General features: G+C 59.6%; 17 protein-coding genes and 1 pseudogene. 10 read left to right on the top strand and 8 right to left on the bottom strand.

What is annotated here, in order from left to right; genetic code table 11:
* Positions 1 to 518 precede the first annotated feature (518 nt).
* The 4 genes and pseudogenes from ACX3OW_RS19925 to ACX3OW_RS19910 all read right to left on the bottom strand — a co-directional run.
* Positions 519 to 838 (bottom strand): annotated as a pseudogene (locus tag ACX3OW_RS19925) (site-specific integrase); the annotation flags it as partial.
* A 201-nt stretch (positions 839 to 1,039) separates the two neighbouring features.
* On the bottom strand, positions 1,040 to 1,405 hold the full coding sequence (locus ACX3OW_RS19920; RefSeq protein ID WP_459097546.1) for a response regulator: 366 nt from the start codon (positions 1,403 to 1,405) through the stop codon (positions 1,040 to 1,042).
* Positions 1,398 to 2,450, bottom strand: a complete 1,053-nt coding sequence (locus ACX3OW_RS19915) for an HWE histidine kinase domain-containing protein (RefSeq protein WP_459097545.1) — start codon at positions 2,448 to 2,450, stop codon at positions 1,398 to 1,400. The genes ACX3OW_RS19920 and ACX3OW_RS19915 overlap by 8 nt, the downstream gene beginning before the upstream one ends.
* A gap of 421 nt (positions 2,451 to 2,871) precedes the next feature.
* A complete protein-coding gene (locus ACX3OW_RS19910; protein WP_459097544.1) occupies positions 2,872 to 3,552 on the bottom strand; it encodes a DUF1236 domain-containing protein in 681 nt (226 codons plus the stop codon).
* A 583-nt stretch (positions 3,553 to 4,135) separates the two neighbouring features.
* On the opposite strand from ACX3OW_RS19910, the gene ACX3OW_RS19905 reads away from it, so the two are divergent.
* The 9 genes from ACX3OW_RS19905 (at position 4,136) to ACX3OW_RS19865 (ending at position 11,404) form a co-directional block, all read left to right on the top strand.
* A complete protein-coding gene (locus tag ACX3OW_RS19905) occupies positions 4,136 to 4,675 on the top strand; it encodes a sigma-70 family RNA polymerase sigma factor (RefSeq protein ID WP_459097543.1) in 540 nt (179 codons plus the stop codon).
* Positions 4,662 to 5,420, top strand: coding sequence for an anti-sigma factor family protein (locus tag ACX3OW_RS19900; protein ID WP_459097542.1), 759 nt, complete (start codon positions 4,662 to 4,664; stop codon positions 5,418 to 5,420). Before ACX3OW_RS19905 ends, ACX3OW_RS19900 begins: the two co-directional genes overlap by 14 nt.
* A 12-nt stretch (positions 5,421 to 5,432) precedes the next feature.
* Entirely contained in the window at positions 5,433 to 6,158 is a 726-nt protein-coding gene (locus ACX3OW_RS19895; RefSeq protein WP_459097541.1) for a Bax inhibitor-1/YccA family protein, read from the top strand.
* A gap of 10 nt (positions 6,159 to 6,168) precedes the next feature.
* Positions 6,169 to 6,690 (top strand): DUF2076 domain-containing protein, encoded by a 522-nt coding sequence (locus ACX3OW_RS19890; protein ID WP_459097540.1) that lies wholly within the window; start codon positions 6,169 to 6,171, stop codon positions 6,688 to 6,690.
* Between the two features lie 6 nt (positions 6,691 to 6,696).
* Entirely contained in the window at positions 6,697 to 7,347 is a 651-nt protein-coding gene (locus tag ACX3OW_RS19885) for an exopolysaccharide biosynthesis protein (protein ID WP_459097539.1), read from the top strand.
* Positions 7,348 to 7,381: 34 nt separating this feature from the next.
* Positions 7,382 to 8,941, top strand: a complete 1,560-nt coding sequence (locus ACX3OW_RS19880) for a TerC family protein (RefSeq protein WP_459097538.1) — start codon at positions 7,382 to 7,384, stop codon at positions 8,939 to 8,941.
* Between the two features lie 606 nt (positions 8,942 to 9,547).
* Positions 9,548 to 10,000 (top strand): hypothetical protein, encoded by a 453-nt coding sequence (locus ACX3OW_RS19875; protein WP_459097537.1) that lies wholly within the window; start codon positions 9,548 to 9,550, stop codon positions 9,998 to 10,000.
* 586 nt (positions 10,001 to 10,586) lie between these two features.
* On the top strand, positions 10,587 to 10,817 hold the full coding sequence (locus tag ACX3OW_RS19870; protein WP_459097536.1) for a hypothetical protein: 231 nt from the start codon (positions 10,587 to 10,589) through the stop codon (positions 10,815 to 10,817).
* Positions 10,818 to 11,113: 296 nt separating this feature from the next.
* Positions 11,114 to 11,404, top strand: coding sequence for a hypothetical protein (locus ACX3OW_RS19865; protein ID WP_459097535.1), 291 nt, complete (start codon positions 11,114 to 11,116; stop codon positions 11,402 to 11,404).
* Between the two features lie 62 nt (positions 11,405 to 11,466).
* Here ACX3OW_RS19865 and ACX3OW_RS19860 read toward each other — a convergent pair whose 3' ends face one another.
* From ACX3OW_RS19860 to ACX3OW_RS19845, 4 genes are all read right to left on the bottom strand, one after another.
* On the bottom strand, positions 11,467 to 12,042 hold the full coding sequence (locus ACX3OW_RS19860; RefSeq protein WP_459097534.1) for an NADPH-dependent FMN reductase: 576 nt from the start codon (positions 12,040 to 12,042) through the stop codon (positions 11,467 to 11,469).
* Positions 12,043 to 12,267: 225 nt separating this feature from the next.
* On the bottom strand, positions 12,268 to 13,656 hold the full coding sequence (locus ACX3OW_RS19855) for an FAD-dependent oxidoreductase (RefSeq protein ID WP_459097533.1): 1,389 nt from the start codon (positions 13,654 to 13,656) through the stop codon (positions 12,268 to 12,270).
* Positions 13,657 to 13,903: 247 nt separating this feature from the next.
* Entirely contained in the window at positions 13,904 to 14,215 is a 312-nt protein-coding gene (locus ACX3OW_RS19850) for a hypothetical protein (RefSeq protein ID WP_459097532.1), read from the bottom strand.
* A gap of 241 nt (positions 14,216 to 14,456) precedes the next feature.
* Positions 14,457 to 15,077 carry a Fic family protein gene (locus tag ACX3OW_RS19845; RefSeq protein WP_459097531.1) on the bottom strand — a complete coding sequence of 207 codons (621 nt, stop codon included), beginning with the start codon at positions 15,075 to 15,077 and terminating at the stop codon, positions 14,457 to 14,459.
* A gap of 89 nt (positions 15,078 to 15,166) precedes the next feature.
* Between ACX3OW_RS19845 and ACX3OW_RS19840 the strand changes: the two genes are divergently transcribed.
* The gene (locus ACX3OW_RS19840) at positions 15,167 to 15,322 is read left to right on the top strand and encodes a hypothetical protein (protein WP_459097530.1); all 156 of its coding nucleotides are present in this window, start codon (positions 15,167 to 15,169) and stop codon (positions 15,320 to 15,322) included.
* Positions 15,323 to 15,480: the final 158 nt, after the last annotated feature.

Below are 15,480 nucleotides of genomic sequence, written 5' to 3'. Positions count from 1 at the left end.
GGCTTCTGCGTCAACGTCGGCGGACTGAGCATAGGAAATAGTTGGAATGCTCCGCATTGCTATGGTCGCAATTCCAGCGAGAAAATTCGTTTCGGCTCTCCATTCTTGAAGCATGGGATGGATAGAAAATGAAATAGATTAGATATAGTTCCAAAAATATACGTATTACATTTTGCTTTCAGAAAAAGTAATGGACTTGTAAGTTTTAAAGTCTAGATATACTTTGAACATTATCCGCTGTGACTTCGGAAGGTGCAGAAATGAATGGGTCGATCGCCGTTCTGCCAGATTAGGCCATAGATGGACATCGGCTCACAAACGGCAAGCCACCCCATCGCGGCGGTCGTAGACATTGGACGTGACCGAACGGCCGCTTTCGGGACGTGGTGTTGCGACCTGCAACGACCGGAGTGGGGCGCTTCGCCGACGGCGCTTTCATGATCATCGGCGACGTCGCTTAGGTTAGATTTCAGTGGCCTCGGACAGCGACAGGGCGTCGTCGACGTCGACGCCCTGTCGAGCAAGCTGCCTCTGGCGTCGGCAGTGATTTCGAATTGAACCGGTCGCCCAGTCTTCTGCTGAGCCACCATCGACCTGGCGCGGATGGTTGGGCCGGCTACGAGCGTGCCGATCTTGATCTTCACCAGTTCGCATCCCCGCAGCTTACTGTCGATCGCAAGGTCGAAGAGGGCCCGGTCCCTCATCCGCCCCTCCCGGTCCAGGAAAAAGCGGATCGACCATATCTGCCGGACTTTGGGCGCCCACTTCGCGCCGACCTGTTACCGGCATTCCAAGCCGGTCTTCTTGCGCCGCCGGGATCATACTGTGAGATACCCATAACATTTCTCCGTTGGCCAAGGCGGCCGCAGGAGAAACGATGTTTTTCCGCTCCGGAGTGGCGCCTTGCGACCCCATATCGTTCATTGAGATCAACCTCGTTTTTCCCGAGAGCCGACATCGTTGCTGGCGACATTGGAGGCTGCCTCGCCCCATTTGCGGCCATCCCAATAGGCGTGCTGAACGGCTCGAATCCACCAAATCAGCGAGAGAGGAGGCGCGTGAGGATGGCGGTCAGCTCTTCGAAGCTGAACGGCTTGCGAAGAACTGGTGTGTTGGCGAGGTCTGCCTGCATGCCATGGCTGTTGTTACCAGTGCAGTAGACGAACGGCACGCCCCGCGCGGCGAGCGCGACGGCCACTTTCGCGCTGTCGTCACCATTCAGGTTCATGTCCAGCATCGCCGCGTCGAAGACATACTCTTCGATCGACGCAAGGGCTTTATCAATTGTGGCGGCGGCGGTCACTGACTCGCACCCGAGGTCAGCCAGCATGTCTTCGATCATCAGGAGGACCAGCATTTCATCCTCGACGACGAGGACGCGGCGGCCAGACAACAAATCATCCATTGCGCGGTGCCGGTGCGGGAATGTCCATGCTGCAGACCAATCCCTCTTTACGGTAGTCGAGATGCACGACACCCTCCAGTTCGTAAGCTAGGCCCCGCTCGATCACGCGAGAGCCGAACCCTTTGCGCAAGGGTGTCGCGACTGGCGGGCCACCCTTCTCCCGCCACTGTAATACCAATCGTCTGCCGTCGGCTCTCGGCTCGATCCTCCATTCGATTTCGACGGCCCCCATTGCGTTGGAAAACGCGCCGTACTTAACGGCATTGGTCGCAAGCTCGTTGAATGCGATTCCGAACGCCAGAGCGGCTTTGGGCGGAAACCGGATGTTCGCGCCCTTGATCGTGAGCCGTTCCGCCCGGCCGTCGGCGATCCCGAACGGTTCGAGGGCGTCATTGAGCACGTCCACCAGCCCTGCGCTTTTCCAGTTCTCCCGGGTCAGCAGATCGTGCGAGCGGGAAAGCGCGAATAGCCTGGTCTCGATGGCTTCCCGTATCACCTTGGGATCAGAATTTGTCCGCGATGCCTGCCAGACGATCGACTGCACCGTTGCAAGCGTGTTTTTCACCCGGTGGTTCAATTCGTCGATGAGCATCTTGGACTCGGTCTGTTCCTGCTTGTGTCTCGTGACATCGACGAAGGAGGCAAAATACTGGACGATTTCTTCGTCCTCGTCGCGGACCGGGCTAATGAAGACGGCGGCCCAGAAAGCACTGCCGTCCTTGCGACGAAATTGGATTTCCGCGCCTCCTTCCGAATGCCCCTTGAACTCGCTCTCGATCTTGGCCAGCGCCGCGGCATCTGCGCCGCGCTCCACCAGAAAACTGAAATCCTGGCCGAGCACCTCGTCCCTGGCGTATCCGGTCAGGGCGAGAAAAGCGTCGTTTGCGAATATGATCGGGTGGCCGGATTCCTTCGCATCCGTGAACGCCATGGCCATCCGTGTTTCTTCGGCGGCGACCACGAACGGGCCAAGATCGTCTCGGAAGCTTTCGACGTCGGCTTCGGCAGCCTTCTGCCCTTTGGACTTGTTGGTTATTTTCGGCATGCTTGGAATGTAATCCGAGTACCGGGCCAATGCGTCGGCCCATTGAAATCCAACGGTAGCAACATCGCACGTGCGGAGCGTCAGTACAAATCGTATGGCGGAGATGAGGCGGCCTGACCACGCCACGCGACGGCACGCCGTGCAAGGGGGACGACTGCCGCCAAGGTGCCCGCACCCCGAACCGGCGGCTCCATCGCTCCCTCCCCCTCGCGGGGAGGGTAGCGGCTCCTGCAATATCAAGGGCAATGTGAACACAAGGGGCGAGCGCATCTTTCATGTGTCTAGCCGGAAATATTACGATGACAGCCTGCCATCAGCGGGACACAGAGAGTGCAAGCAGTCCTTGAGCAAGGTTCATTTTAGGACCTCTTGAGATAGGGGAATGAAGTGGCCGGCCGGTTAAACCGGCCGGCCTCCAAGTTCAGCGAACTACGTACACGATCTGACGCGTGCGAGGGTCGACCAGGACAGGCTGGCCGTTGATGTAGACGTACTGATACTCGTAATCCGGAATGGCCTTCAGGGTGACGGTATCGGGAACGCCTGCGCCAATCACCACTTCGCCCTCCAAATAGACTGGATCGATTGGGTTCGAGGTAACATAGGTCCGGGCAACCTCCGGCGGGTCGATCACAGCGCCGACGGTAGCACCGCTGCTGGCGCCAATTGCGCCACCAATGGCCGCGCCGACAGGACCGCCGACCAACGCTCCGACGATTGCGCCGCCAGTAGCGCCCGCCACAGCGCCGCCGGCCGCCGCATCACTCCCCTCAAAGGTGACCGTGGCGAGACCTACATCGGGGTATCTCTCGGTAAGGACGACCAGTTCACCCGAAAGGTCGGCCGTGAGGTAGTCGGAGTACGACCAGCCGGTGACTCCATCATAAATCACGCGGCACCACTTGCTGCCTTCGAGGCACCCGTCGACGGTCGCTGAATCACCCGAAGCGATGAAGCCCACAGAGGCATATTGCGGGCCTGGGCCGGAACGGATGTTGAGGTCTGCGGTGGCCGTAGCCGAAGCACTTTGAGCCAGGGCGGCACCGGCGAATGCGGTCGTTGCCAAGGCTGCGACCGTAGCGAAAGTCAGAAGCTTGTGCATTGGAGCTCTCCTTGTCGACGTCACTTGGGTGACGCGCAGCTGAGTTTGATTTTGTGATTGTTCAGCTGCCACCCTAACTGCCTAAGCGGGCGGATTGTTCCGGTAAGTATTTATTTTTACTATGACAAATGACCAGCTGGACGCGTAAGCGTATTGTAAGGCCCGGCTGCCTTTGGCTTCCAAGGCGGCATCTCAGACTTGGGGAGGCTGGCTACTCCAACTCCAGCACAAGGCCGTGCTTTGACGCCGACTCTCCGAACTCTCCGCTGACCACGTCCGCCGACCTCAAACCACGTGATTGGGCCGTCACAGGTGCCGAGCGCGACGGAACGTAGCGGCGCGATGGCAGCTTGGTTGCTTGCGCGCCCAGAATGTGAATAGGCGCGTGGTTTGGGTGCCGATCGGCACGGTAAATCATTGAATCTCAATCACCGCGGGGTCACATGATGGCGCCGAATTACATGTCGCTGGGCTGGCACTGACGGCGATAGCCCTGGTTGCCCTTTTCGGATAAAATCAGGCTCCGCGAAAATAAATCGACATCGGGATGGAATAATCCGTCGTCGAGATACGCATACTGAATATGCCCAAGTGGACGTCCCGCATCGATGTCAGGAGCCAGCTCGCTGGATTGCGACGCTATGCGCTGTCGTTGACCCGGAATGAGGCCGATGCTGAGGACCTGGTGCATGACGCCTTGCTCGACGCCCATGAAAGCCGTCGCAGCTTTCGTCCTGACGGGAATCTGCAGGCTTGGTTGATAGGCATCCTGCATAACCGCTTCATCGACCGGAAGCGATCCGCTGCCGCCATGACCCGTCGCGATGAGGCCGCCTCTCAGTTGCAGCCCACTTACGCCCCGGCACCACAAGACGACAGCGTTCGGCTGTCGCAGGTTCGCCGCGCCTTTCTGGAACTTCCAGAAGAGCAGCGTGCCGTCCTTCACCTGGTCGCGATCGAAGAGCTTTCCTACCAGGAAGTCGCCGAGGTGCTGGGCGTCCCGATCGGGACGGTGATGTCGCGCATCGCCCGGGCCCGCGATCGGTTGCGTGAGATTGAAGCCGCACCTGGGGGCAAGCTCATTCCTTTCAGAAGCGTCGGAGGACATGATGGCCAGAAGTGACAAGGTGTCCGAGGACGACCTGCATGCCTATATCGATGATCAGCTCGACGTCGCCAGACGCATCGAAGTTGAGACCTACCTGGCCGAGCGGCCTACTGCCGCCGCCCAAGTGATGGCCGACCTTCGCAATCGGCACGAGCTGCGGATGGCGCTTGTTGCCGAGCCGGGTTTCGCTCGGCCTGCTACCGAGGATGCAGCCAGACGGATCGAGGGAGCGCTCAGGCGCCACGCCTGGGCCCAGCGCTTCCGGCCTGCGATCGCAGCGACCGTTCTGGTCACAGCCGGTTGGTTCGCGCATGCCCAGTTCGCGGCGCAATCGACCAGCGAGGCCATGCTTCCCGGCTATGTCGAGGCGGCGCTGAACGCCCGGCAGGCGAGCCTGCTGCGGGCCGCAATGTATTCCCAACCCGAGGCGCCGGACTACGACCGAGCGGAACTGCTGTCCGCGACTGCGATCACCATGCCAGAGCTGCCGGCGGATTGGATCGTGACCGACGTTCAGGTCTTTCCTTCCCAATTCGGTCCCAGCATCGAGATGGCAATCCAGGCCGAGCCGTACGGCTCGCTTTCCCTCTTCTCCGCCCGTCCAGGCCACTTCGCGGTTTCGCCGGTGACCACGGCGCAGATGGGGGATGTAGCGGGTGCCTACTGGCAGATCGGCGAAATCGCCTATGCGCTCCTGGGCGACGAACGCCCCGAAATTCTCGGTGCGGCCGCCACCGGCCTGGCCCATACCCTCTATTGAATGGAGATTTCCATGAGAGCCCCTAACTCCCAGCTTCGCTGGAGCAACCCGGCAACTACGGTGGCCGGCGTCCAGTTCGACGCAGGCCTGCGCAGCCATATGCTGCGCGTCTATAACTACATGGCCATTGGCCTGGTGGTTACCGGCATCGTGTCCTTCGTCGTCGGCACGACGCCGGCGCTCTACGTGCCGATCTTCTCCTCACCCCTGCAATGGGTGGTGATGCTGGCGCCCTTGGCCTTCGTGCTGTTCTTTTCGTTCAAGATCAATTCGATCTCAGCCGGTGCGGCCCAGGCCCTGTTCTGGGCATTCAGCGCGGTCATGGGCCTGTCGCTCGCCTCGATCTTCCTGGTCTTCACCGACACCAGCATCGTGCGCACCTTCTTCGCCGCGGCGGCCATGTTCGGCGCCACCAGTCTTTATGGCTACACCACCAAGCGCGATCTGACCCAGTTCGGCTCGCTGCTGTTCATGGGCCTGATCGGCGTGGTGATCGCCTCGATCATCAACATCTTCCTGGGCTGGGACACGTTGCAGTTCGCCATCTCGATCATTGGCATCATCGTGTTCGTCGGCCTGACGGCCTGGGATACCCAATCCATCAAGGAACAGTATGCCGAACATGCCGGCGCCGAAGCCAACCAGAAGCTCGCCGTCATGGGCGCCCTGTCGCTCTATCTGAACTTCATCAACATCTTCCAGCTGCTGCTGCAGCTCACCGGCCAGCGCGAAGAATAGGATACAGCATATGCTCGCACCTGAAGACCGCAAGGCCATCGAAGGCCTGTTTGATCGCCTCGACACCGTCGCCAACCAGAACCCCGATCGTGACCCCGATGCTGTCGCCCTGATCGAGCAGCGCGTCTCTGCAGCGCCGGCCGCCCCATACTACATGGCGCAGACCGTGCTGGTGCAGGAGCACGCCTTGTCGGTGGCACAGGATCGCATTGCTGAACTCGAAGCCGAACTGGCTCGTCGACCGGCAGGCGGCGGTCTCTTTGGCGGCCTGTTTGGTGGTGGCCAGGAACCTGCACGCCAGGCACCCGGACGCGCTGCTCTCGGCCAGCAGCAACCCGGCCAACCTAGCGGCGGCTTCCTGGCCGGTGCTGCCCAGACCGCACTTGGCGTCACTGGCGGGGTGCTGTTAGGAAGCGCCATTGCCGGCATGCTCTCACCTACCCAGGCGTTGGCCGAGGAAGAACCAGCTCCCGTGGAGGATCACGGCGGCGATGACTTCGGCAGGTTTGGTGACGACGAGATCGGATTCTGATCCTTCATGTCCGACCCCAGTCGAAGTCTCGCCGAGGACGAAACGCCGTCATACGACGACCATCGTCTCTCGGCAACCCTGCTCAGGATCGCGGCCAAGCCGGGCCGCGATCGCATCTTCATCCGCGATCTGTTGACCGAGCTGGATCATCGCGCCATCGCGGCGATGCTCTTCATCTTCGCTGTGCCCAATACCATTCCGGTACCGCCCGGCGTCTCAGGCGTCCTGGGCGCGCCGTTGATCTTCTTGGCCGCCCAACTCATGCTCGGTCGCCCGCCGTGGCTGCCACGTCTGATTGCGGATCGTTCGTTTGCCCGCACCGATTTCGAGAAGGTGGTGATAAAGGTCGGGCCATGGCTGCAGAAGGCTGAAAAGCTCATGCGGCCACGCCTCGAAATCCTGGCCAAACCACCCGCAGAATACCTGATCGGCGCCATCGCGCTGATCTTGGCCATCATACTTTTCCTGCCGATCCCACTGGGCAATATGTTGCCGGCTATCGCCATCTGCGTGCTGGCCCTGGGGCTGATCGAACGGGACGGTGTCTGGGTGCTGATCGGCACGGCAGTCTCAATCGCCTCGGCGATCATCGTGTCCGGCGTTATCGCCGCCTTCGCCTATGCCGGCTGGCTCGCCATTACGACCTATTTCAACTGACACAAGGACGGTGGCCTAACGGCGCCGCTAACACATGCTCTTCGAATGGATGTCCGACCCCGCTGCGTGGGCTGGCCTCGGTACCCTAATCCTGCTTGAGATCGTTCTCGGCATCGATAACCTCGTCTTCATCGCCATTCTGGCCGACAAGCTTCCAGAACATCAACGGCAACGTGCTCGCGTCGTCGGTCTATCCTTGGCACTGATCATGCGTCTAGGCTTGCTGGCCTCTGTCGCCTGGATCGTGACGCTGACCGCACCGCTCTTCACCGTCCTGGGTACGGAGTTCTCTGGCCGCGACCTGATCCTGCTGTTCGGCGGTTTGTTCCTGCTCTTCAAGGGCACCACGGAACTGCACGAGCGCCTTGAAGGCCATCATGGGCCCAAGGAGAGCAAAGTCGTTCAGGCCGTATTCTGGCAGGTTCTGGTTCAGATCGTCGTGCTCGACGCCGTATTCTCCCTCGACAGCGTCATCACTGCGGTGGGCATGGTCGAGCACCTCTCCGTCATGATGATTGCCGTGATCGTCGCGGTCGGCGTCATGCTATTGCTGTCCAAACCACTTATGGCCTTTGTGTCCAAGCACCCCACCGTCGTCATCCTGTGCCTGGGCTTCCTGATGATGATTGGCCTTTCCTTGGTCGTCGAAGGCTTCGGCTACCACATGCCCAAGGAATACCTCTATGCCGCCATCGGCTTCTCGATCCTAATCGAAGCGTTCAACCAGATCGGCCGTCGCAACCGCGAGAAGTTTCTAAAAACCGCTGACCTGCGGGAGCGCACGGCCGACGCTGTCCTCAGCCTGCTTGGCGGGAAAAAGGGTAACATGAGTCTGGGCGAAACTGTGGATGTCATCGCGGAACAATCGGCGGGCGGCGCGATCTTCGCCAAAGAGGAGAAGGAGATGATCCAGGGCGTGCTGGGGCTTGCCGAGCGACCCGTCATGTCCATCATGACGCCGCGTACAGAGGTCGACTGGCTGGACATTGAAGACAGCACAGAGGCCATCCAGGCCAAGATTCTCGACCTCGGTCATTCCCGTTTCCCGATCGGTCGGGGCAGTCTCGACGAGTTTCTTGGTGTCGCCTTGGCCAAGGACTTGCTGCGCGATATCATCGAGGACGGCCAGGTCAACCTGGAACGCTCGATCCGGGCCCCTCTTGTTGTCCACGAAAGCGCCAATGTCTTGAAGCTCATTGAGCAGCTTCGAAACTCGCCGCTACAGATGGCCGTGGTGCTGGACGAATATGCCGTCATGCAGGGCGTCGCGACACCAACCGACATCCTAGAGGCCATTGCCGGCGAGTTCCCCGAGGAGGATGAGCCACTGCAGATGCTGGTGCAGCAGGATGATGGCACCTGGATCGCCGATGGCGGAGTCGACATCAGGCGCCTCTCCAATGCACTTGAGGTCGATCTAGTTGATGAAGCCGACCGCTATTCGACCGCTGCCGGTTACGTTCTGTGGAACCAAGGAGCTCTTCCCAGAGAGGGATCAGTGGTGGCCATCGGTGATCTGCAGTTCGAGATCTCCCAGATCGTGGAGATGCAGATTACCCGTTTGATGATCAGCACAAAACGATTGGGTCCATAGCGGGCCAATGTCCGTTGTTTACCCGCGCGAGGCATCCGCGTCCTCTCCATTGCCACGCGCGGATGAACACGACCACGGCGCAGCCGCTGCGATGCGCGAGCGGACGGTTACGCACCACGGTTTATGAGACAGACACCGCCGAAACCGTCCGGGCCATGCAGTTGGCTGAGATGGTCGACGACCCCGATGATTTGTACCGGCGCAATGTGCAAAATCAAGGCCCGGCGGTTCCACCGTGCTGAGCACGGCGAACATCGGTGCGCATCTATCTGCCGATTTAGACAGCGATTTCGACGGCTTTGCTGGCGGAGGTGGCCTGCTGCGCCTTGCGACAATTATCGAAGACCCATCCACTTCAGCATTTAAGCAGCGGTGCCAGTGTGAGATCGAGACTAGAACACAGAAAAGTGACAGCAGCGGCGCAATGTAAATAAACCAAAAATATAGTTCGTTCTTTGATCAAGGCCAAATTAACAAAGACACCACCGTGAATATCTACTTACCTTACAATAAATCAAAAATCACACAACAATATTCCTACACATCTGTCACGCCGCTCGAATTGTGTTAAAAATACGACATTAGATTGAATATGGAGGAGACATCATGGCTGATTTTCGCGAAAAATTTGGCAGTTACCAGGCATCCAAGAAAGTTCTGTTCTGGTCCTGCGCAGGAACTGCAGTTTTGACCATGGTGATTGGGTTTACCTGGGGCGGATGGGTTACCGGAGGCTCCGCTATCGAACTAGCCGAGAACACCTCGGAAGCCGCCGTGGCATCCTTGGCTGCAGATGTCTGCTTCACTCGCTTCATGGCTGCCCCGGATCTTCAAGCGAACCTCACCGCCTTCAATGAAGAAAGCACATACGCACGGGCCAAGTATATCGATGGTGGCGGCTGGACCACCTTAGGAGGGCAGGAAAAACCCATCAGCGGGGCGGCCAAGCTGTGTGCCGAACAATTGGCTGAGGCGGACATCCCAACGCCCGTAGCAGAAGCGCCGTTGGCCCCGAGCAGCACCATGCCCGTTGCTGACGCCGAAACCGCTGCCAACTAAGGTCAGCAGGGGTCCCTTCCGGCAAGCCAGTGACGCTATATCAGGCCCAGGGAGACGGCAGCAATGAGGAATTCACCTGGCATTCGTTTGGCTGCGATGGCGTTTGGCGCCGTCGTTGCCTTGGCAGCCACTTTTTTTACAACGTCTATGTTCGAAGCAACTCGGTTGGAGAGGCCCCTTCTGACGGCTAAAACCACTTTCTAGCTTGGCTACTCCGCTGTCAAAGATCCACGGCATTATAGGTGGGCGCCAATTGCAAATGCGCCCACCGTTCATGATCGGCTGATCGAATAGATGGCGGCAGGCGTTTTCAAAGGGTGCGTGCGCGGCCCCATAAACCTTCAGCCATCCGGCTGTGATTCTGATGACAGTGAGAGTCCTGAGACTGCGCAATCTGCTTGGATCAGGATCTCGAGACACGGCCCAGCTCACATTTGGCATTTTCGGCCTTTGTGGCACCGCAGGCAGTGGCCACGCGGGGCAGGTTTTTCGTATGGCGAGCCTCAATTTCAATCAAATTGTCTAGCCGGCTTTTCGCCTTCGACAAACCGTTGAGGCGCACAGGTGCATCTGGGGCACGTGGAGAATGACCATTGCAAATCCGCTACTTGCCCACCCACTCTACGTGCAGGTCAGAGACCATCTCGAACAGGCCATGGCAGTTCTGTCGCACGAACCCGATGCAGCACCGTTGCTCGCCCTCCTTGATGAAGCGGTCGACATCGCAATCGAGCTAGCCCATCTACCGCCGACAGACGGGGCGATCCTGCGCCTACTCCCTTCCGACGAAGGTCGAGACGAGCCAAATGATGAGTGAACAGCTGTGACTATTCAGTGTCTGCTAACCTTGTGACCGCTCCGAACAAGCTACGGTGCCGTGCGCAGTCCTGCGAACTGACCTAGGAATGGCTCCGATGGCAGAGAGGGTCGTAGGACTGCGCAGCCATAGTCCTCCTACGTGGCGGACAAAGAAAAACCCGCCGAAGCGGGCTTTGGATCGAGGACGCTTGCCATCGATTTTCTGCGATAAGCTGGCTAATCTTTCGCTGCACATGCCGTCATACCTTCAAGCGCGAACTCGGTGATGGTCTTGCGGTCGATCGCTAGGTCACCGTGGGCGCTGAGGAACAGTTCGACGCCGTTCCGGAACTGGCAAGCACGCTGCTCTCGACCACACTGAAGCACGGCGCGATCTACACGATCGATCCGGCAGCCACAGGCGACGACGCCAAGTTCGCCCCGTACTATCTGGGCGAGAACCGTCTGCGTGACCTCGATATCGCCGATGGCGGCAAGACGACCTACTTCGTCACCGACTCCGCCGGTGGCGTACTGAACGCGGCATGCGAAGGCGTTGGTGAGCTAGAAAACCCCGGTGTGATCCTAGTCTATACGGCGAAATAGACTTCAGCCTTAACCCAAGAGACCGGGCCGGAGCGGGAACGCTCCGGCCCATTTGGTTTGTGCTATTCGCCGCGCGGGAGCGCTGTGTAGACGCGAGCGACGAACTGGTGAAACTCGGCCATATAATTGCGCAGGAACTCCTTAGTGCCGTCATTGGTCACCTCGCCCTCATCAGTGATGAGGCCGGGCGTGAAGTGGATATAGGCCTCGGGCGCGTTCATCTGCGGCGAGTTGGAAAAGCTGAGCACACTGCGCAGATTTTGCTGCGCCACCGCCGTACCGATTGCGCCGATAGAAGCCCCGATCACCGCCGATGGCTTGCGCGTGAACGCATTCTGGCCCCAGGGCCGGCTGGCCCAGTCGATGGCGTTCTTGAGGCCGCCGGGGATCGACCGGTTATATTCCGGCGTCACGAACAGCACCGCATCGACATCGGCAATGGCCTGCTTGAAGGTTCGGGCCACCGCAGGATAGTCCGCATCGTAGTCGTAGCTATAGAGCGGCAGGTCGCGGAACGGGATTTCGTTCATGACAAACCCCGGATGCGCCACGCGAACCAGCGCCATCGCCAGCTTGCGGTTGATGGAGGCAGTGGCGAGGCTGCCAACGAAGTAGCCGACTTTGAACGTCGTGGTCATAGAACCCTCCAGCGATAGTCGCCGATCCGCAACAACGCCGGAGATGACAATTCGATCCGCCCATGCCAGCGCCATGCTGAAACGCGACCCAGGCATCATGACGGCGGTACGTCGCGCCGATCAGAGGCCGAGCGTGCTCTGCTGCCCGAGGACATTGACCTGACGGTCTGCGATGGCTTTGCCCTGCCCGACACCGCGCGGGCTATGTATTCGCTGGATTCGCCATCACACCGTCGGGACATTGCCAAACAGCGCGTTTAACCCTTCCGCCATGGTCGGGTGCGCCAAGATCGCATCCCTGAGTGTCATGTACGGCAACTGCCCCAACATCGCTGCCTGCACCACCGCCATGACCTCCCCAGCGTCGGCGCCAATCATGGTGAAGCCGACAATCCTGTCGTCAGCCGTGACCAACGCCTTCATGAAACCAACGCTATCGCCCGTGGTGCGGGTCTTCAGCACCGACGCCGTCGGCAGCTTGGCCACACGCACGGCCACGCCGGCCCGCGCGGCCTCGCCCTCGCTGAGGCCAACTCGCGCCAGTGGCGGGTCAACAAACATGCAATAGGGCACCTGCCTGCCCCGAGTTGTGCGGCTGCCGCCAGCAAGATTGTCCCGAATGATGCGGAAGTCATCGAGGGAGGCATGGGTGAACTGCGGGCTACCGGCGCATTCGCCAATCGCCCAGATATTGGGGGCCGAGGTCTCGAGGCGATCATTGACGCGAATATACCCCTGGTCGGTCACCGCGATACCGTGTGCTTCAAGGCCAATATTGCGGGTGTTTGGTACCCGCCCGGCAGCCACCAGGACATGCGTGCCCGTGAGTTTTGTTAACCCGTCGGCCGTGCGAAGCGTGAGGTCGATGCGGTCCCCCGAACGTCCTTCCACCTGCAGCACTTCCGACGACGTCAGGATCTCGACGCCTTCGGCTACCAGGATTTGGCCAATTTGGGTGGATACATCCGCATCTTCGCGACGCAGCAGCCTTGGGCCATGATCGATGATGGTCACTCGACTACCAAAGCGCCGATAGGCCTGCGCCAATTCCAGCCCGACATAGCCGCCGCCCAGGACAATCAAGTGGTCCGGCACCTGATCAAGTTCGAGCGCTTCGATATTGGTGAGCGGCTGCGCCTTGGCCAGGCCCGGCACGTCCGGAATGGCGGCGTGCGTCCCCAGATTAAGCATCAGCTTGTCGGCCACCAGCCGCCGCGTGCCCCCGTCATTCAGCGCCACATCGAGGGTATTGGCGCCCACGAGCCGTGCATCACCCATGATCAATTCCGCGCCGCTTGCCTCAAAGCGCTCTCGGTGGAACGCGACCAATGCCGCAACCATCGCGCGCTTGCGCTGCAGGACCTTGACCATATCGATTGCAACCGGGCCGGTGGTGACCCCGAAGCTATCCGCCCGTGCCGCCAGAGTCGCAACTTTGGCGCTCCAGATTTCATTCTTGGAGGGCAGGCAATTGGTGTTCGGACAGGAACCGCCGATCCAGCGCCGCTCGACAACTGCCGTTCGCAACCCGGTTTGCGCCAGGTGCCACGCCAGATATTTGCCGCCCTCTCCGCTTCCTACGACGACCACGTCATACTGTTCCAACTCTGGCATTGACTCGTCTCCCATGGCGACATTCATTCATCGGACGACTATTTCTGTCGCGCTGACCGACCGGGCGTGTGGGCGGACTCGTACCAAGCCGACCGCGCCCAGGCAGCCATCACCAAAGCTACCAAAATGGCAATCTGGGGACAGTGCATTCGGTCCCCTCAAATTGTCTTGGCGCGCCTCTCGCATCACCGCGTAAACAAGTCATGGTGTTCCTTTCAGGCTACATCCGCGCCCGCCCAGGCCGCACTCAAGAGTGCGAACCACCCAGTCGGATCAAGGGGCGGGGATTGTGGTAAGGCGCCTCAAGGGCAAGATCTGCGGCACGCTCAAGGTCGACCTCTGCCATGCCGAGCTCTTGCAGGCTTCTAGGCCCACCAACCTCAATCGAGAAGCGCTGCAGGGCCTGGCCAACGCTGGTGCCACCAAAAATGTCGAGGATGGGTCCAAGGCGATCGGCAACGGCCACGGCGTTGAAGCCGATGGTATAGGGCAGCAGCATCACCGCGTGGGTCTGGGCATGCGGCAAACCGAATGAGCCGCCGTGTAGATCGGCGCTCACTATGTGACCCGCTGGGACTGATATTTCAATGACTTATGGCACCGATAGGCGCTGAAACCCCACGCCGATTGACAGACGAACCATACAAAGTGAGGAAGAACCCATTTAAGTGCCAAGCCACAGGGGTCTCGACCTTAAGGCCAGCAATTAAAAACGTTTGAGCGAGGGACGAACGCCGTTTGTGGGGTCAAATTTGAATCAGTATTCACATCCTCGGACCAAGGACACCGGAAAGCGGCGGTTAGGTATTGGATGGATGCACCAAGGCATAGCTGGTGCTGCGACCGCCGCCCGGTCCCTTTTCCAGTATCCCACGTTCCAGCAGGTCGTTTATGTCTCTCAAAGCCGTATCTGGCGAGCATTTCTCGATCTTCGCCCATTTACCCGATGTGAGCTTACCGAAAAAGCCATTGAGCAGCCGTACGAGCATATTCCGCTGCCGCTCATTCAAGGCTTCTCCCGCGTGGTGCTCCCAGAAGCGTGCTTTGCGCAGGACGCTCGCCAACGCACCCTCGGCATGGTCAAACGCACGGTCAAGACAGTCCAGGAACCAGGAGAGCCAAGCCGTAATATCCAGCCCGCCCTTTTGGGTGGCCTCGAGGAGGTCGTAATAGGCGCTGCGCTCAATCCGTATCTGGGCGGACATGGAATAAAAGCGCTGCGCGCTGCCTTCCGAACGCGCCAGCATCAAGTCAGCAATCACGCGCGCGATGCGCCCGTTGCCGTCCTCGAACGGGCGAACGGTCACAAACCAGAGATGGGCGATGCCGGCCTTGAGCATCAAATCCAGCTTGGCGTTGTCCTCAAACCAGTGAAGAAACGCCGCCATCAGCGTCCAGACGCGATGCATCAGGCGCTTCATAGTGGATGCGCTCGCGTCCCATTGGACCAGAAACGACCTGCATGGGGCCATAAGAATCGTCCCGCCAAGCCCCCACGGTAATCCGGCTCATGCCGGAACGTCTGCAGCTGGTGCTGGGGATGCCGCCGTTCCTTGCTGGTCTGGCAACGATGCCGCAGACACTGGCGACGCTGGTTGTCGCTGGGTTTGGCGTGCGGTTTCTTGATCGATTTGGGCCGAAGCCGTTCGAGAATGCTGTAGCCTAGGTTGCGCGGCGCTAATTATCGTCTTTGGCGGCGGAAACCTGCTATGAGGCTGGCTCACCCGTCAGTCTCCGATCAGACATTTGCTGATTTGTGATGGTTGGGATGGGAGGGATCATGCTCGAAGCCGATTTAGGCCACGACGCTGGCGACGAACAAGT

The sequence above is a fragment of the Devosia sp. A449 genome, assembly GCF_054489375.1.
Note: the sequence above shows the minus strand (reverse complement) of the source record. Positions and strands in the feature narration are given on the sequence as shown.